The 18,685-nt window shown below is 38.9% G+C and carries 13 protein-coding genes and 1 tRNA gene; 13 read left to right on the forward strand and 1 reads right to left on the reverse strand.

What is annotated here, in order from left to right:
* The 13 genes from ACFIMS_RS01115 to ACFIMS_RS01175 all read left to right on the forward strand — a co-directional run.
* Positions 1–469: EF-Tu/IF-2/RF-3 family GTPase (locus ACFIMS_RS01115; protein WP_375629610.1), on the forward strand; the 469-nt coding region annotated here is incomplete at its 5' end.
* Between the two features lie 48 nt (positions 470–517).
* A tRNA-Trp gene (locus ACFIMS_RS01120) sits at positions 518–593 on the forward strand.
* A gap of 200 nt (positions 594–793) precedes the next feature.
* Positions 794–1,006, forward strand: a complete 213-nt coding sequence (gene secE, locus ACFIMS_RS01125; protein WP_273790652.1) for a preprotein translocase subunit SecE — start codon at positions 794–796, stop codon at positions 1,004–1,006.
* A gap of 20 nt (positions 1,007–1,026) precedes the next feature.
* Positions 1,027–1,557, forward strand: coding sequence for a transcription termination/antitermination protein NusG (gene nusG / locus ACFIMS_RS01130; RefSeq protein WP_273790740.1), 531 nt, complete (start codon positions 1,027–1,029; stop codon positions 1,555–1,557).
* Between the two features lie 150 nt (positions 1,558–1,707).
* Positions 1,708–2,136 (forward strand): 50S ribosomal protein L11, encoded by a 429-nt coding sequence (gene rplK, locus ACFIMS_RS01135; RefSeq protein ID WP_375696308.1) that lies wholly within the window; start codon positions 1,708–1,710, stop codon positions 2,134–2,136.
* Between the two features lie 4 nt (positions 2,137–2,140).
* On the forward strand, positions 2,141–2,845 hold the full coding sequence (gene rplA, locus ACFIMS_RS01140; protein ID WP_375613460.1) for a 50S ribosomal protein L1: 705 nt from the start codon (positions 2,141–2,143) through the stop codon (positions 2,843–2,845).
* 354 nt (positions 2,846–3,199) lie between these two features.
* Positions 3,200–3,718, forward strand: coding sequence for a 50S ribosomal protein L10 (rplJ, locus tag ACFIMS_RS01145; protein WP_012755027.1), 519 nt, complete (start codon positions 3,200–3,202; stop codon positions 3,716–3,718).
* A gap of 101 nt (positions 3,719–3,819) precedes the next feature.
* Positions 3,820–4,191, forward strand: a complete 372-nt coding sequence (gene rplL, locus ACFIMS_RS01150; RefSeq protein ID WP_273790654.1) for a 50S ribosomal protein L7/L12 — start codon at positions 3,820–3,822, stop codon at positions 4,189–4,191.
* A 289-nt stretch (positions 4,192–4,480) separates the two neighbouring features.
* Positions 4,481–8,629, forward strand: coding sequence for a DNA-directed RNA polymerase subunit beta (gene rpoB / locus ACFIMS_RS01155; protein WP_375681414.1), 4,149 nt, complete (start codon positions 4,481–4,483; stop codon positions 8,627–8,629).
* Positions 8,630–8,801: 172 nt separating this feature from the next.
* Positions 8,802–13,013: a DNA-directed RNA polymerase subunit beta' gene (gene rpoC / locus ACFIMS_RS01160; RefSeq protein WP_375638422.1), complete on the forward strand. Its 4,212-nt coding sequence runs from the start codon at positions 8,802–8,804 to the stop codon at positions 13,011–13,013.
* Positions 13,014–13,727: 714 nt separating this feature from the next.
* The gene (locus ACFIMS_RS01165) at positions 13,728–13,931 is read left to right on the forward strand and encodes a hypothetical protein (protein WP_375638423.1); all 204 of its coding nucleotides are present in this window, start codon (positions 13,728–13,730) and stop codon (positions 13,929–13,931) included.
* A gap of 205 nt (positions 13,932–14,136) precedes the next feature.
* The gene (locus ACFIMS_RS01170) at positions 14,137–14,826 is read left to right on the forward strand and encodes a nitroreductase (RefSeq protein ID WP_375612167.1); all 690 of its coding nucleotides are present in this window, start codon (positions 14,137–14,139) and stop codon (positions 14,824–14,826) included.
* A 340-nt stretch (positions 14,827–15,166) separates the two neighbouring features.
* Positions 15,167–16,558: an L-serine ammonia-lyase gene (locus ACFIMS_RS01175; protein ID WP_375620780.1), complete on the forward strand. Its 1,392-nt coding sequence runs from the start codon at positions 15,167–15,169 to the stop codon at positions 16,556–16,558.
* Between the two features lie 1,830 nt (positions 16,559–18,388).
* Here the strand turns inward: ACFIMS_RS01175 and ACFIMS_RS01180 are convergent.
* Positions 18,389–18,667, reverse strand: a complete 279-nt coding sequence (locus ACFIMS_RS01180) for a hypothetical protein (protein ID WP_375629616.1) — start codon at positions 18,665–18,667, stop codon at positions 18,389–18,391.
* Between the last annotated feature and the right edge of the window lie 18 nt (positions 18,668–18,685).

Raw genomic sequence — 18,685 nt, forward strand, 5'->3', positions numbered from 1 at the left:
TGGAGAGGAAATCGAGATTATCGGTATTCGTCCAACGTCTAAGACGACGGTTACAGGCGTTGAAATGTTCCGCAAGCTTTTGGATCAAGGTCAAGCGGGTGATAATATAGGGGCTCTGCTACGTGGTGTTGACCGTGAAGGGATTGAGCGTGGTCAAGTATTGGCAAAGCCAGGATCCGTTACACCTCATACACGTTTTAAAGCAGAAGCTTACATTTTGACAAAAGATGAAGGTGGGCGTCATACACCATTTTTCACGAATTATCGCCCTCAGTTTTACTTCCGTACGACGGATGTTACAGGTATTGTTACGCTTCCAGAAGGAACGGAAATGGTTATGCCAGGCGACAATGTTGCGATGGATGTTTCGTTGATCGTTCCGATAGCGATGGAAGAGAAACTTCGTTTTGCTATTCGTGAAGGTGGTCGTACTGTTGGTGCCGGTATCGTTTCTAAGATCATTGAATAAATAATGCTTGTTGCAGGGATACTAAAAGTTTTTTTAGTTTTGAGAGTTAGGGGTATAGCTCAGTTGGTAGAGCGGCGGTCTCCAAAACCGCAGGTCGCAGGTTCAAGTCCTGCTGCCCCTGCCAAAGGGGGGATTTTACATATAAGGGAGTGGATTTTGCTGCCTTTTTCGCTTTTTTTGATATGGGGCTTGTTTTTTTGTGTGTGAAACGGTATTGAATAGAAAGTAAGGAAATTGCATAAGTCTGAAAGTTGGCTTTTGCATTTTTTCCTGTTTATTTTGTTCTATAAAACACAATAGGACTAGAGAGAGTGTAGTGTGACGATGGCATCTAAAACCAATCCGATTACCTTTTTGAAGCAGGTTTATGCAGAAACAATTAAAGTGAAATGGCCTACACGTCGTGAGACGGTTATTTCTACTATTATGGTTTTGTTGGTAACTGCATTGGCTTCAGCTTTCTTTTTTATTGTGGATCAGGTTATGCATTTTGGTGTTTGGCGGGTTATTGATCTTCTGAAATATCTTTTTAGTTGAGAATGTAAGGAAGTGTGACTGTGGCAGCTCGTTGGTATATTGTTCAGGCATATTCAAATTTTGAAAAGAAAGTAGCGGAAGCTATTGATAAGGAGGCAAAGCAAAAGGGACTTGATCATCTTTTTGAAAAGATTTTTGTTCCAACAGAGCGTGTTGTAGAGGTTCGTCGTGGACGCAAAGTTGATACTGAGCGAAAATTTTTTCCTGGTTATGTTCTTGTTCGTGCTGAGTTAACAGATGAAGTTTATCATCTTATTAAGAATACGCCTAAAGTGACAGGTTTTTTAGGGTCGGATGCGCGTCCTGTTCCTATTTCTGATCGAGAGGTTGAGCAAATTCTCAAACAAGTTCAGGAAAGGGTTGAGTCTCCAAAGTCCTCTGTATTGTTTGAGGTTGGAGAGCAAGTTCGCGTTGCTGATGGTCCTTTTGTTTCGTTTAATGGAATTGTTCAAGAGGTTGAAGAAGAGCGCTCTCGTCTTAAGGTTGAAGTGCTTATTTTTGGGCGTCCTACGCCTGTTGATTTGGAATTTGGTCAGGTTGAAAAACTCTGATTAAACTTAGAGTAGTTTTAATTACTTTAAGGAAGGAGTGGGAGGTGATTTATAGCTTTTGTCGGCTTAATGATCCGAACCACGTGACTGCAAGCGGGTAACGGGCAAGATGAATTGTCAGTATACCAGTGAAATTAAAGGCAGATTGTTATGGCAAAAAAAAGTATAGGTCAGCTTAAGTTGCAGGTTCCTGCAGGAGCTGCTACTCCATCTCCACCAATTGGTCCAGCTCTTGGGCAGCGTGGTATTAATATAATGGAATTTTGTAAGGCGTTTAATGCAGCGACACAAGAAATGGAAAAGGGGGCACCGATTCCAGTTGTTATTACGTATTACCAAGATAAGTCTTTCACCTTTTTTCTCAAGACGCCTCCTGTATCATTCTTTTTAAAGAAGGAAGCAAACCTGAAATCTGGCTCAAAAGAGCCTGGTAAAGTGTCTGTAGGAAGCATTTCTCGCGATAAAATTCGTTCGATTGCGGAATCAAAGATGAAAGATCTTAATGCGAATGACATTGAGGCAGCAATGCGTATGGTTGAAGGTTCTGCTCGCTCGATGGGCTTGGAAGTGGTGGGCTAATATTATGGCAAAAGTAGCAAAAAGAATAAAAAATATCCGAAAAGATATTGATTTTAATGAACTCTACGCTTTAAAAGATGCCGTTTCAATGGTTAAGGAGCGTGCCGTTGCTAAGTTTGATGAAACAATCGAAATTTCAATGAACTTGGGTGTTGATCCTCGTCATGCTGATCAAATGGTTCGAGGCGTTGCTCATTTGCCTAATGGAACAGGGAGAAATATTCGTGTTGCCGTTTTTGCTCGTGGGGATAAGGCTGAGGAAGCTAAGGCGGCAGGAGCTGATATTGTGGGTGCCGAAGATTTATTTGAAAGCGTTAATAGAGGGACTATAGATTTTGATCGTTGTATTGCAACGCCAGACATGATGCCTCTTGTTGGTCGTCTTGGTAAGATTCTTGGTCCACGGAGTTTGATGCCTAATCCGAAAGTTGGTACTGTAACACTTGATGTCGCCGGTGCTGTCAAAGCTTCTAAAGGTGGTGCTGTTGAGTTTCGTGTGGAAAAAGCTGGTATTGTGCATGCTGGTATTGGTAAGGCTTCTTTTGGTGTTGAAAAAATCGTAGAAAATATAAAAGCCTTTGCAAGTGCAGTTATTAAAGCCAAACCGCAAGGTGCAAAAGGTGAGTATATTAAGCGCGTTGCTGTTTCGTCGACTATGGGAATTGGTGTTAAAGTTGATCCAGCAACGGTTCGTTCAGAGCTAGTATAAGCTGATTTATAATTTTGTTTTGGGGTATGGGAATATCAAAATTGTATTTAAAATGCTGATTTTGATCAGCTCGCTATCTAAGCTTTATAGGGCTTAGGTTGTACCGGGAGAAATTCCGGAATATCCTGTCCGAGATTGTAGGTGATGCTTTTAAGTATCTTAATCAAAAAAACCTGCATGAGACTGGGGTAAAAACTGAGAGTTAAAAGACTTAAAGGGTTTGAGCCAAGGTTGCCTTTGAACGCTGTGCGTGAAAAAGGGGACAGGATCCTCATCGGTGACATGAAGTATTTTATGTTATCAAAGGTAACCAACAGGTTTGTTTTAAGCAAATCTGTTAAATGGAGAGAGACAGTGAATAGAGCGGAAAAACGCGAATTTGTTACATGGCTTAACGAGGCTTTTCGGAAGTCTGGTTCTGTTGTTGTTGCACATTATTCCGGTCTGACAGTTTCACAGATGAATGATCTGCGTTCGAAAATGGGTGAAGCTGGCGGTGCCGTTAAGGTCGCCAAAAACCGTCTTGCTAAAATCGCTCTTCAGGGCACGGAATCTGAATCGATAGTGGGTTTGTTTACTGGACAAACACTTATTGCTTATTCAGAAGATCCAATCACAGCACCGAAAGTTGCTGTTGATTTTGCGAAAAGCAATGACAAATTTGTCATACTTGGCGGTTCAATGGGTGCAACAAGTTTAACTGTAGATGCTGTGAAGTCATTGGCTTCATTGCCTTCATTAAACGAGTTGCGTGCAAAACTTGTGGGTATGATTTCTACCCCTGCGACCCGTATTGCACAGGTTGTTAATGCCCCTGCTGGTCAGGTTGCACGTGTCATTGGAGCATATGCTCAGGAGGATAAGGCGGCTTAAGGCTGTTTGTATTTACGTTTATGGAAGAGCTTTAATGCTTTTCTGTTTTTTTGAATAAGATTTAATAATGGTTCAAATCTTTTAATTGAAGGAATTTAAAAATGGCTGATCTAGAGAAGATCGTAGAAGACCTTTCTAATCTAACCCTTTTGGAAGCCGCTGAGCTTTCTAAGTTACTTGAAGAAAAGTGGGGAGTTTCGGCTGCTGCTCCTGTAGCTGTCGCTGCTGTTGCTGGTGCTGCTGCTCCAGCTGCTGAAGAAAAAACAGAATTTGATGTTATTCTTGTTGAAGGTGGCGCACAAAAAATTAATGTTATTAAGGAAGTTCGTGCTCTTACTGGACTTGGTCTTAAAGAAGCTAAAGATCTGGTTGAAGGTGCACCTAAGCCTATTAAAGAGGCTGCTTCTAAAGAAGAAGCAGAAAAAATTAAATCTCAACTTGAAGCTGCCGGTGCTAAGGTGGAACTTAAGTAAATTTAATTTTATCGGCGGGCATTTATGTTCGCCGATTTTCTTTCTCTTAATACAAAGAGGGAAAATAATGAGTAAAAAACTTTTCCCAATGGTTTCGTAACAGGAATGGGATAGGTTTGGATTACTTACCCCTTCATCATAGAGTCAAAGAGATAAATGGCTTATGTTGGTGGGGAAAGTTAATGATGCTCATTATTGAGTGTCAAGTGAACTGGTCTGCATATGCAGGTTAATGGTATAAGGCTTTCAAGGTTGGTCTACCTTGAAGAGTAAAGATCAAGGAGCGACGATGGCTCAGACTCACGCAATGATGTCTCAATTCAATGGTCGTAAGCGCGTACGGAAATTTTTTGGTAAGATTCCTGAAGTAGCAGAAATGCCGAATCTTATTGAGGTTCAAAAAGCCTCATACGATCAATTTCTCATGGTTGAGGAACCGAAAGGTGGGCGACCAGATGAAGGTTTGCAAGCTGTTTTTAAATCGGTTTTTCCTATTTCAGATTTTTCCGGTACAGCTATGCTTGAGTTTGTAGGTTATGAATTTGATTTACCAAAATTTGATGTTGAAGAGTGCCGTCAACGTGATTTAACTTATGCTGCCCCATTAAAGGTCATATTGCGTTTGATTGTTTTTGATGTTGATGAGGATACTGGCTCCAAAGATATCAAAGACATTAAAGAGCAAGGCGTTTATATGGGCGATATGCCTTTAATGACGACGAATGGTACCTTTATTGTTAATGGTACGGAGCGTGTTATTGTTTCTCAGATGCATCGTTCTCCTGGTGTCTTTTTTGACCATGATAAAGGAAAGTCCCATTCATCAGGAAAGCTTCTTTTTGCTGCTCGTGTTATTCCGTATCGTGGTTCTTGGCTTGATATTGAGTTTGATGCTAAGGACATCATTTATGCGCGTATTGATCGACGGCGCAAGATTCCTGTTACTAGTCTTTTGATGGCATTAGGTATGGATGCGTCGGATATTCTATCGACGTTTTATGATAAAGTGACTTATGAGCGTGATGGAGAAGGATGGCGAGTTCCTTATTCTGTGGATCGCTTTAAAGGAATGAAGCTCATTTCTGACCTTATAGATGCAGATAGTGGTGAAGTCGTTGCGGAGGCTGGTAAAAAATTAACAGTTCGTAATGCGAAGTCTTTGGTAGAAAAAGGACTTAAAGCGGTTAAAGTTAGTGAAGATGATTTATTAGGTTGTTATCTAGCCGAAGATATCGTCAATTACGAAACAGGTGAAATCTACCTTGAAGCTGGTGATGAAATTGACGAAAAAGTATTAAAAGTTCTGCTCGATGTTAGTGCTGATCAAGTCAATATTCTTGATATTGATCACATGAATATTGGCGCTTACATCCGCAATACTTTGAAGGTGGATAAAAATGAAAGTCGGCAGGATGCGTTATTTGATATTTACCGGGTGATGCGTCCAGGTGAACCACCAACAATCGATACAGCAGAAGCAATGTTCCATTCATTGTTTTTTGATCCAGAGCGTTATGATCTTTCCGCTGTCGGGCGTGTTAAGATGAATTTACGTATGGATCTTGATTGTCCAGACACAGTTCGCATTTTACGCCAAGAGGATATTCTTGCTGTTGTTAAGATGTTGGTTGAATTGCGTGATGGACGTGGTGAAATTGATGATATTGATAATCTTGGCAACCGTCGCGTTCGTTCCGTCGGGGAGTTGATGGAAAATCAATATCGCATTGGTCTTCTTCGTATGGAGCGTGCGATAAAAGAGCGTATGTCATCGGTTGAAATTGATACAGTTATGCCACAGGATTTGATTAATGCAAAGCCTGCGGCAGCAGCAGTCCGTGAATTTTTTGGGTCTTCACAATTGTCGCAGTTTATGGATCAAACCAATCCATTGTCAGAAATTACCCATAAGCGCCGTCTTTCTGCTCTTGGTCCAGGTGGTTTGACTCGTGAACGTGCGGGTTTTGAAGTCCGTGACGTACATCCTACGCATTATGGTCGTATTTGTCCGATTGAAACACCAGAAGGCCCCAATATTGGTCTGATTAACTCCTTAGCAACATTTGCGCGAGTTAACAAATATGGCTTTATTGAAAGCCCATATCGAAAAATTATTGATGGAAAAGTCACAAAAGAAGTTATTTATCTTTCAGCGATGGAAGAAGCAAAGCATTATGTCGCTCAGGCTAATTCTTCATTAGATAACGAAGGTCGTTTTATAGAAGAGTTTGTTGTTTGCCGTCATGCTGGTGAAGTTTTAATGGCGCCGCGTGATCATGTTGATTTGATGGATGTTTCACCAAAACAGTTGGTTTCAGTTGCAGCAGCGCTTATTCCTTTTTTGGAAAATGATGATGCGAATCGTGCGCTTATGGGATCGAACATGCAGCGTCAAGCAGTTCCTCTTGTACGCGCTGAAGCGCCATTTGTTGGGACGGGAATGGAATCTATTGTTGCGCGCGATTCAGGAGCTGCTGTGAGTGCAAAACGTAGTGGTGTTGTTGATCAAGTCGATGCTACCCGTATTGTTATCCGTGCAACAGAAGATTTAGATCCTTCAAAATCAGGCGTTGATATTTACCGCTTACAGAAATTTCAGCGTTCTAATCAGTCCACTTGTATTAATCAGCGTCCTCTTGTACATGTCGGTGATAGGGTAGAGAAAGGTGATATCATTGCAGATGGTCCATCCACGGATCTTGGTGATTTGGCTCTTGGGCGGAATGTTCTCGTAGCCTTTATGCCTTGGAATGGATACAATTATGAAGATTCTATTTTGTTATCCGAGCGCATTGTTGCTGATGATGTGTTTACTTCAATTCATATCGAGGAATTTGAAGTTGCGGCACGCGATACAAAACTTGGACCTGAGGAAATTACGCGCGACATTCCTAATGTTGCGGAAGAAGCGTTAAGAAATCTTGATGAAGCTGGCATTATTTATATTGGTGCTGAAGTTCAACCAGGTGATATTTTAGTTGGAAAGATTACCCCGAAAGGTGAAAGTCCCATGACGCCGGAAGAAAAGCTTCTGCGTGCAATTTTTGGGGAAAAGGCATCCGATGTTCGTGATACTTCTATGCGTATGCCTCCTGGGACTTTTGGTACTGTTGTTGAAGTTCGCGTTTTTAATCGCCATGGCGTGGAAAAAGATGAACGTGCGATGGCAATTGAGCGTGAAGAAATTGAGCGTTTAGCAAAAGACCGTGATGATGAACAGTCTATTCTTGATCGCAATGTTTATGCGCGCCTCACCGATATGTTGACAGGTAAAGTTGCTGTAGAAGGTCCGAAAGGCTTTTCGGGTAGTAAAAAGCTTGATAGTACAGTAATGGGGCATTATCCGCGATCCCAGTGGTGGCAATTTGCTGTTGAGGATGAAAAGCTTCAAAATGAAATTGAAGCTTTGCGCAAGCAATATGATGAATCAAAAGAAGCATTACAACGTCGCTTTATGGATAAGGTTGAAAAGGTCCAAAGAGGTGATGAAATGCCTCCTGGTGTCATGAAAATGGTGAAAGTTTTTGTGGCTGTGAAGCGCAAAATCCAACCAGGTGACAAGATGGCGGGACGTCACGGGAATAAGGGTGTTGTTTCACGTATTCTTCCCGTAGAAGATATGCCATTTCTTGAAGATGGGACCCATGCTGATATCGTCTTGAATCCGCTGGGTGTGCCTAGTCGTATGAATGTTGGACAAATTCTTGAAACGCATCTTGGTTGGGCATGTGCGGGGATGGGCAAGAAGATTGGTGCTTTGTTAGAGTTATATCAAGAGACTGGGGATATATTGCCGTTGCGTCAGCGTATTGAAAATCTTATGCCTGATGATAATCATAATGAACCAGTTCGTCAGTATGATAATGAAAGCCTTTACAAATTGGCATTGCAGATGAAGAAAGGGGTTTCAATTGCAACGCCTGTTTTTGATGGAGCACATGAGTCTGATATTAACATGATGCTGGAAGACGCAGGCTTAGATAGTTCAGGGCAGGTTACGCTTTATGATGGTCGTACTGGGGAGCCTTTTGATCGTCCAGTAACGGTGGGATATATTTACATGTTGAAATTGCATCACCTTGTTGATGATAAGATTCATGCGCGTTCTATTGGTCCCTATTCACTTGTTACGCAGCAGCCATTAGGAGGTAAGGCACAATTTGGTGGTCAGCGTTTTGGTGAAATGGAGGTATGGGCGCTTGAAGCTTATGGTGCTGCATACACTTTGCAGGAGATGCTAACAGTAAAATCAGATGATGTGGCTGGTCGAACAAAAGTCTATGAGGCAATTGTGCGTGGTGATGATACATTTGAGGCAGGTATACCCGAAAGCTTTAATGTGTTGGTAAAAGAAATGCGCTCACTTGCTCTTAATGTGGAGCTTGATGATGCGCGTGAACTTATTGCACAGCGGGCATTGTCTGATACGGCAGAATAATAATTCAAGGAGCGCACTAGAAAAGGGCTGCGCTCTTATTACTTTAAGAGGCTCAATAACCTTATTAAGGCTATACAGGTCATTTTTAAAAGTAAATGTATTTTAAAGAAGATCTGTTATAAAATAAATGAGATATTACAACAGGTTCTAAGAATCTTTGAAGGAGAACAGCATGAACCACGAGGTCATGAATCTTTTCAATCCTCAAGCGCCAGCGCAGACATTTGACTCTATTCGTATTTCTATTGCGAGTCCTGAGAAAATTTTGTCCTGGTCGTATGGTGAGATTAAGAAGCCTGAGACTATTAATTATCGGACTTTTAAACCAGAACGTGATGGTCTTTTTTGTGCACGTATATTTGGCCCTATTAAGGACTATGAATGTCTATGTGGCAAATATAAACGCATGAAGTATAAGGGCATTATTTGTGAAAAATGTGGTGTAGAGGTTACTCTTTCGCGCGTACGTCGTGAGCGTATGGGGCATATTGAACTTGCGGCACCCGTTGCGCATATATGGTTTCTTAAATCATTACCAGGCCGTATTTCTACACTTTTAGATTTAACTTTAAAAGATATTGAACGGGTTCTTTATTTTGAGAATTATATTGTAACCGAACCAGGGTTAACATCTCTTAAGCTCCATCAGCTTCTTTCTGAAGAAGAATATATGCTTGCTATTGATGAATTTGGAGAAGATCAGTTTACAGCTATGATTGGCGCTGAAGCTATTTACGAGCTTTTAGCTAGTATGGAGTTAGATAAAATCGCTAATGATTTGCGTCTTGAATTAGCTGAAACAACTTCAGAGTTAAAGCAGAAAAAATTGATTAAACGACTTAAAATCGTTGAAAATTTTCTTGAATCTGGAAATAAGCCAGAGTGGATGATTATGAAAACAATTCCGGTTATTCCACCGGATTTGCGTCCATTGGTTCCGCTTGATGGTGGGCGTTTTGCGACATCAGATCTGAATGATCTTTATCGGCGTGTTATTAATCGTAATAACCGCTTGAAGCGGCTGATTGAATTGCGAGCTCCTGGAATTATCGTACGCAATGAAAAGCGTATGGTACAAGAAGCTGTTGATGCATTGTTTGATAATGGACGGCGTGGGCGTGTGATTACTGGAGCCAATAAACGTCCTCTTAAGTCTTTATCAGATATGTTGAAGGGCAAGCAAGGGCGTTTTCGTCAGAACTTACTTGGGAAGCGTGTTGATTACTCGGGGCGTTCTGTTATCGTGACGGGTCCTGAATTAAAATTACATCAATGTGGTCTTCCCAAAAAAATGGCTCTTGAATTATTTAAGCCTTTTATTTATGCGCGGCTTGATGCAAAAGGCTATTCATCAACGGTAAAGCAGGCAAAGAAGCTTGTTGAAAAAGAACATCCAGAAGTTTGGGATATCTTGGATGAGGTTATTCGTGAACACCCTGTTTTGCTCAATCGTGCACCAACATTGCACCGTTTGGGAATTCAAGCTTTTGAGCCTATCTTGATTGAGGGAAAAGCTATACAGCTACATCCATTGGTGTGTACTGCTTTTAATGCGGATTTTGATGGTGATCAGATGGCGGTTCATGTTCCGCTTTCTCTTGAAGCACAACTTGAAGCCCGTGTTTTGATGATGTCCACCAATAATATTCTTCATCCGGCCAATGGTGCTCCCATTATTGTTCCCTCACAGGATATGGTTCTTGGTCTTTATTATCTTTCAATTGTTTCTGAAAAAGAACCAGGTGAAGGAATGGCCTTTTCTGATATAGGTGAGCTTCATTATGCCTTGGAAAATAAGGTTATAACGCTTCATACGAAGATTAAAGGCCGTGTTAAGAATATGGGGAAGGATGGAAAAGAAGTCTCTAAACTTTATGATACGACACCTGGTCGTTTGATTATCGGTGAGCTTTTGCCAAAAAGTGCGGATATCTCATTTGATATTGTCAATCAAGAGATGACGAAAAAGAACATTTCTAAAATGATTGATCATGTTTATCGGCACTGTGGACAAAAAGAGACGGTTATTTTTTGTGACCGTATTATGCAGCTTGGCTTTTCTTATGCTTGTCGTGCAGGAATTTCATTCGGTAAGGACGATATGGTTATTCCTGATAGTAAGTCGCGTTTAGTCGCAGAAACAGAAGCTTTGGCTAAGGAGTACGAACAGCAATATAATGATGGTTTGATTACACAAGGTGAAAAATACAATAAGGTTGTAGATGCTTGGGGTAAATGTACAGATCGCGTCGCAGATGAAATGATGAAACGTATTCAAGCTGTGGATTTTGATCCTAAAACAGGTCGTCAACGGCCGATGAATTCTATCTATATGATGTCGCACTCTGGTGCTCGTGGTTCTGCTAACCAGATGAGACAATTGGCCGGTATGCGTGGATTAATGGCAAAACCATCGGGTGAAATTATTGAAACACCCATTATTTCAAATTTTAAAGAAGGTCTAACTGTTAATGAATACTTCAATTCCACGCATGGTGCACGTAAAGGACTTGCTGATACTGCGTTAAAGACGGCGAACTCTGGTTATTTAACACGGCGTCTTGTTGATGTTGCACAGGATGCTATTATTTCAGCAGTTGATTGTGGTACCGCAAAAGGGCTTACCATGCAGCCGATTGTTGATGCAGGACAAATTGTTGCCTCCCTTGGGCAAAGAATTCTTGGTCGTACAGCGCTTGTTGATATTCTACATCCTGTCTCTGGAGAGGTTATCCTTGAAGGTGGAGCAATGATTGAGGAAGCTGATGTCGCGAAGATTGAAGCAGCTGGGATTCAATCTGTTCAAATTCGTTCTGCATTAACATGTGAAACACGTCTTGGTGTTTGTGCAAAATGCTATGGTCGTGATTTGGCGCGTGGAACACCTGTTAATCAGGGAGAAGCGGTTGGTGTTATTGCTGCTCAATCCATTGGTGAGCCGGGAACACAGCTTACTATGCGTACTTTTCACTTAGGAGGAACTGCGCAGGTTGTTGATTCATCGTATTTAGAGGCATCTTATGAAGGTAAGGTGGAGATTCGTAATCGTAATGTAGTTCGTAACTCTGAAGGCCATTTGGTTGTTATGGGGCGTAATATGGCTATCCTTATCAAGGATGAGTTAGGAAAAGAGCGCGTTGTACATCGTGTTAGCTATGGTGCTCATATTTTTGTTGATGATGGTGATGTGGTTAAACGTGGCCAACGTATAGCAGAATGGGATCCTTATACACGTCCAATTTTAACGGAAGTTGAAGGCTATGTGGGTTTTGAAGATATGATTGATGGTTTATCTGTCACTGAAACAGCTGATGAATCTACGGGTATTACGAAGCGTTTGGTGATTGATTGGCGCGCTAATCCACGTGGTGCGGATCTTAAACCAGCTATTATTATTCACACGGATAAAGAAGGTGAATCCATTGCTAAATTGTATAAGGGAGGTGAAGCCCGTTATATGATGTCAGTGGAAACTATTCTTTCTGTTGAGCTTGGTGCTCATGTTAAGGCTGGTGATGTTATTGCTCGTTTGCCAATGGAAAGTGCCAAGACGAAAGATATTACGGGTGGTCTTCCTCGTGTGGCTGAGCTTTTTGAAGCGCGTCGTCCAAAGGATCATGCGATTATTGCTGAAGTTAGTGGTACAATTCGATTTGGCCGTGGTTATAAGAATAAACGTCGTATCATTATTGAACCAAATGATAAAACTCTTGAGGCAGTAGAATACTTGATTCCAAAAGGTAAGTTGTTCCACTTCCAAGAAGGCGATCAAATTGAAAAGGGAGATTATATCCTTGATGGTAATCCAGCACCTCATGACATCTTGGCGATTAAGGGGGTTGAAGCTTTGGCATCTTATCTTGTTAATGAGATTCAGGAGGTTTATCGTCTGCAGGGAGTTCTTATTAATGATAAGCACATTGAAGTGATTGTTCGTCAAATGTTGCAAAAAGTTGAAATTACTGAATCTGGAGATTCTGGTTATATTCCAGGTGATAATGTTGATCGTATTGAACTTGATGAAATCAATGATAATTTGATTGCAGAAGGGAAGAAACCTGCATCTGGTAATCCCATTCTTCTTGGAATTACAAAAGCTTCTCTTCAAACACCTTCTTTCATTTCGGCGGCATCGTTTCAGGAAACAACACGTGTTCTTACTGAAGCAGCAGTTTCTGGTAAAATTGATACTTTGCAAGGACTTAAAGAGAACGTTATTGTCGGTCGTCTTATTCCAGCAGGTACGGGTGGTACAATTTCTCAAATCCGTCGTATTGCTGCAGTTCGTGATGATTTGATTGTAGATGAGCAGCGTAAGTCTAGTAATAACGAAGTGGCTAAGGCTATGTTGACAAATATGACAACCGGGGCCGTTACTGAATAATTTAAATACAACACCACATAATATAAAAACGTCTGAATAGAAAGTTCAGACGTTTTTTATTTCGAAATGCAGAAGTTGTATATTTTCTTGAAAAATATCAAAAATTATAAGGCGATAGTTATTTTAAACATCTTTAGTAGCTTATTATTTTGTAATGATGCTTATCTTTTTTGTTACTTTATTTTAAAGTTTCTTAATTTCTAAAAGCAGTATAGAATTTTTCCAAAATATGTGAAACTCAAAAATCATATTCAAGGAAAAGAGTTGATTATCTACAAATCAAATAAGATTGATTTTGAACTTTAGGAAAATTTTTGATTGATATCTTCTATAAAAATTTAAAAGGACTTATGATGAAAGATCAAGAGTCTTTTCTATAATCTAAAAAATAATTGATTCTCTACTATACAATGTTTGTGAATGTATTTTCTTCTAAATTAGAATGCAGAAAAGTAGAGATTAAGGTGCTCACTAAGTTTTATAAAAAATAGACATATTTCTTATAACAATGTGATCTATGCAGACAGAATAATAAAATGTACGAATATTATTCAATTGGAAAATTAACACGTGAGTTTTCAATAATAGCTCGAACTTTGCTATGAAGAAGAGGGACTTCTTATCCCTTTTCGGTGTGGAAGTACACGGCTTTATACATAAACGGATCGTCATAAGTTAAAACAAATCCTGTATGCTAACAGAGTAAAATTTTCGTTGTCTGAAATATCTGATATGTTGACAATGGTTGGAAAACCACCTGATGATGAGAAAAAGCTTAAGAAATTAATTGCAGGAATTCATAAAAAACAAACTGATTTAAAGCAGATGCAGCATGATGTTGATGATCTTCTACAGGATTTAGAACGAATTGAAGAGAGTTTTTTTGAGAGCTTAGCGGAGTTGGGGGGTAGTCATTGATTATAAATTTATTTTGTCTTCTTTTAGACTAATTTCTTTCTCTTAAAAGAGATAGATTATACCGTCTCTAAGGGGAATATTTACCACTGCGTGAAATGTGTAAGTCATTTAAAGAAATAGAGTGTTTGAAAAAGCTGCAAAGGTATTTTCGCAGTATATTATTCTTGATAAGAAAAAACTATTTTTCATAAAGAAAGTAAAAACAATGACAGTTTCTCCTATGAGTGTTTTTCAATCTATATTGTCACGAAAGTCAATTCGCGCTTTTACTGATCAGCCAGTTAGTTTGGAAACAATCAAAGAAATCTTAAAACTTGCAGCACGTGCACCATCTGGAACAAATATTCAGCCATGGCAAGTAATTGTGCTTACAGGAAGTGTATTACAGAAAGTAGGGCAAGAGCTTTCACAACTTGTGCTTTCAGGTGTAAAAGGAGAGCGTGAATATAGTTATTATCCACGTCAGTGGCGTGAGCCCTATATTTCAAGGCGTCGAAAAGTTGGTTTGGATCTTTATCAGAGTCTTGGAATTCAAAAAGGTGATGAAGAAAAAATACTTCATCAAAAGGCGCGAAATTTTTTATTTTTTGATGCACCTGTAGGACTCTTATTTACAATGGATCACGACATGGAAATGGGGAGTTGGCTTGATTTGGGTATGTTTATGCAGACCATTATGTTAGCAGCACGTGGATTTGGATTAGATACCTGTCCTCAAGCTGCTTTTGCTGATTATCATAAACAGATTCGTACGCTTTTATCTATTCCTTCTGATCGCCATATTATCTGTGGTATGGCACTTGGTTATCGCGATATGAGTGCTCCAGAAAACAATTTTGAGACAGAACGAGAATCGTTAGAAAAATTTGTACGTTTCATTGAAACATACCCATAAAATATTTTATACAATTAAGCATATGTTTTGAAGAACTTAGTGCATTATGAAAAATATTTCCGATAAGATTTCTCATCCTTATTGAATTTTAATATTGCATATTAACACTTATTTTACTACGTTTGGAACATTGGGAGTGGTGACTCTAGGGGCATTGTCCGTTTTAAAGGTTGGCTAATGGAAAACACTATAGAAAGAAAGTGTTGGGTGGTAGCAAGACGAGCGACATTCGTGTTTATTGTTGTCATTTTTTTAGTTTATCTCGCAATTTGATTTTAAACGGAAGAAACGTTATGAAAAAGCATATATGCTCAAGCTGTACTATAGTTTAAGGTGATACGTGTTTCTATCTGTTTTTGAACTTTTTAAAATTGGGATTGGTCCTTCTAGCTCACATACGATGGGACCAATGACTGCTGCTAATATGTTTTTGCAAAAGATAGGAGATTTTTCTCAGTCGTCTGATGTTCAAGTTTCTCGTATACGTGTTTATCTTTATGGTTCTTTAGCTTTCACGGGTATTGGTCATGCAACAGATAGAGCTATCATATTAGGACTTTTAGGAGAAAAAGCTTCTACTGTTGATCCTGATAGCATGGGGTTTTTGTTAGAAAAAGTTATACGTGAAAAAAAAGTGCAACCAGAAGGTCATCCCGCTTATCAGTTTGATGTGCAACGTGATCTTATTTTTGAACGAAAGCAAATCCTCCCTGGACATACAAATGGACTAGCCTTTGAAGGACTTGATACTGATGGGAATGTTCTGTTGCGGCAGATTTATTATTCTATCGGTGGTGGCTTTGTTGTGACTGAGGATGAATTAAGCCATATGAATGATAATATACAACCAGAAGCATTTGAGGTACCATATCCATTCGATTCTGCTTGTACAATGTTATCAATGGCAGAAAAATCAGGGCTTTCAATTGCTGAAATGAAGCGCTTAAATGAAGAAACAAAGATAGAGCGTTCTTCTCTTGATGTAGGGCTTGATGAAATTTTTTCAGCGATGACAAATTGCATTGATAGAGGTCTTTCACAAGAAGGTGAGTTGCCTGGTGGATTGCGTGTTTTAAGGCGCGCTAAAAAGCTGCATGAAACGCTTTTGGAAAAACAAAAGAAAAATTACAATTATCCACTTTGGGCAAATGATTGGCTTTCGGTATATGCTATAGCAGTCAATGAGGAAAATGCAGCAGGTGGTCGTGTTGTTACAGCACCAACAAATGGAGCAGCCGGTGTTGTCCCAGCCGTTTTGCGTTATTATCTTCAGTTTAATGATGATTCAGATCGAGAGGGAATACATAATTTTCTATTAACGGCAGCAGCTATAGGTGGTGTTATTAAACATAATGCCTCTATTTCTGGTGCAGAAGTTGGGTGTCAAGGTGAAGTTGGAACGGCATCTTCAATGGCCGCAGCAGGGTTGACCGCAGCGTTAGGTGGAACACCAGCTCAAATTGAAAATGCGGCAGAAATTGCGCTTGAACATCACTTGGGAATGACATGTGATCCTGTTGCAGGTCTTGTACAAGTGCCTTGTATTGAGCGTAATGCAATGGGAGCTGTTAAGGCGGTAACGGCTTCTTCTCTTGCATTATATGGTAATGGAGATCATTTTGTTTCTCTTGATGCTTGTATAGAAACAATGCGCCAGACTGGTCATGATATGAGTGAACGCTATAAAGAGACAAGTAAAGGTGGTCTTGCAGTCAATGCGATATCTTGTTAAGAGCTGGAACATTTTTCAATCCATAACTGGACTTTTTGGAGAGAGATCGTATTTCCTAATAAAGCTTATGTTTTTTGTTCCTTATAAATCAAAATTCCACTTTAATGCAGCAGTAGTTTGAAATAAATCTGAGATGATTCAGTGTTTTCTTAACGAATAATAGGTGTTGCATGCAAGCTTGGAGGGGAGAGTGTTGTACATCTGTTTGATTTGTCTCTAAAGTGGGGAAAAAGTGTAATTTGGAAAAAATAAGAAAGCGTAAAGTAAAATTAGTGATCAATCTGCCATTATTTTTAGCTGGGTTTTATGGCTTTAAAAAGTTTCCATAGCCATATATCTTTTAAGTAATGGAAGATTATGCCTGAGTATCCAAGGAAAATTTGTTTTAAGTCTGAATAATTATGATGAAGAAAGTAGAATTTTAAAGGTTTTAATTTTTTAAAAGTGAAGTTTTTTTCTACCTAGTATGATAAAAAATGCCTTGAAAAAAACACTAATTTACAATAATTAAGAGATATATTGGAAATATCTTTTTTATTTATAAATTTTGTACCGACAAAAAAATTAAAATAAATAATAACGTATACATTAAGAAATATTTATAAAAATTCTCATGAGAATAGAATGCACACGATAGAACATTATCGTGTTACGCGTTCGTGAGTTCGTTTTAAAAAAATATCTCTCAGGTGCCCCCAAGCTCATTTCGCGATGGCACCTGTGAATGATATAACGGTAAATCCATTGAGCTGTCTCCATCTTTATGCTTAATAAAAAGAAGTACGCTGGCATGGTTACACACTTTGCCAGAACCCCCCTCTGTACAGGGGGACTAAAGCACTTGGCATTTGAAACGGTTCATTATAGGCATTTTTAGTCTTTTTGGTACAGTTTCACGCTACACACTAATCTCGCTCATAACATGCAAGAGACGGTTTTGATTGATTCAACATAAACAGATTTTAAATGAGAGAATCTTACGATATTCGAGATTCTCATCTAACATACAAAATAATTAATTATCTTTATAAATCAGTATCTTGCATATGAATAATATAATGTAAGTTTTCCATGAATGGTATAAAATCTATAGAGTATTAGCATCTTTATTTATAAAGGGAGAAAACCAGCAATATCATCCTTTTTTTCAACGTTCAATATTACAAAAGATCCTAGTACTTGAAATGATTCATAAGGGATACTTTGATTCCTTTTGTAAATGGTTTATATGTCAATTTTGCTCGTGATGAGCAAGCGAGCGATTTTGACTGATTCAATATAAGAAGTAAAATAAGAGTATTTTACGAAAATCTCTTGTTCAATATGCAAAAAATAAATTATAATTATAAATTAAAATCTTATGGGAATCGTTATCATAATATTTAATCTGATAATTTATTTACGTTTTTTCATCGATAGTATTTGTATTTTCCAATTTTCTGTGCCTGTTGACATAAATACAAGTAAGAGAAGTGAGATTGTTTTTTTTTTACAGCGTTTATGTTGTATAGGGAGCGTTATTAAGAGGGATTTTCTTTATTGAACTTTTACAATAATCCCACCAAATGATAAGCTTTCATCTAATGAAGCTATTCATTTTTTCCAGAAAGATATCAAGGATAATTTTTTATATTAAATCCAAAAGTGGAAAAATATTGGGTATTTTTATGTCCTTAACAATGTTTTATTGAAAGCTTGGAGATATTGGATAGTTGGAAAAGCTGTCAGAAAATTCAACAATTTAAGAAAAAAGTATGTTTATCAAAAGGTTTTCTAAGGTTGTAGATAATGGTTAATAATAAAATAATTTTTTAGAGAGGGTCTGTAGAATTAAATATTTGTTGCTCCTAAACGGATTTTAATAGGCACATTACCAGTTTGGCTCGCAACGCGTAAATGAATGCGTACAGGAGGCATTATGAGACGACGGTTGCGCATTGTTTGGCAAATGAGAAGGTTAACAAGAGACTGTGTATCTAATGCAGTAGAATTATATTTTAAACCAGTAAGTTTTGCGGCAGCATCGTGAAGAGGACGCAATGAAAGGAGGGATGATTGCTTCAATAAAATTTCTTTTTTATGGAATGAAGCAAAAGCATTATCTGTCATAATACTATCCTTAACGCA

It is taken from the genome of Bartonella sp. AP331QHHD, from assembly GCF_042195905.1.
Lineage (GTDB): Bacteria > Pseudomonadota > Alphaproteobacteria > Rhizobiales > Rhizobiaceae > Bartonella.

What these genes read in the sequence shown, in the direction of transcription:
- ACFIMS_RS01170 (WP_375612167.1), top strand. Translation starts at nt 14,137, where the DNA reads ATGACAGTTTCTCCTATGAGTGTTTTTCAATCTATATTGTCACGAAAG.
- rpoC (WP_375638422.1), top strand. Translation starts at nt 8,802, where the DNA reads ATGAACCACGAGGTCATGAATCTTTTCAATCCTCAAGCGCCAGCGCAG.
- rplL (WP_273790654.1), top strand. Translation starts at nt 3,820, where the DNA reads ATGGCTGATCTAGAGAAGATCGTAGAAGACCTTTCTAATCTAACCCTT.
- secE (WP_273790652.1), top strand. Translation starts at nt 794, where the DNA reads ATGGCATCTAAAACCAATCCGATTACCTTTTTGAAGCAGGTTTATGCA.
- rpoB (WP_375681414.1), top strand. Translation starts at nt 4,481, where the DNA reads ATGGCTCAGACTCACGCAATGATGTCTCAATTCAATGGTCGTAAGCGC.
- rplK (WP_375696308.1), top strand. Translation starts at nt 1,708, where the DNA reads ATGGCAAAAAAAAGTATAGGTCAGCTTAAGTTGCAGGTTCCTGCAGGA.
- ACFIMS_RS01180 (WP_375629616.1), bottom strand. Translation starts at nt 18,667, where the DNA reads ATGACAGATAATGCTTTTGCTTCATTCCATAAAAAAGAAATTTTATTG.
- rplA (WP_375613460.1), top strand. Translation starts at nt 2,141, where the DNA reads ATGGCAAAAGTAGCAAAAAGAATAAAAAATATCCGAAAAGATATTGAT.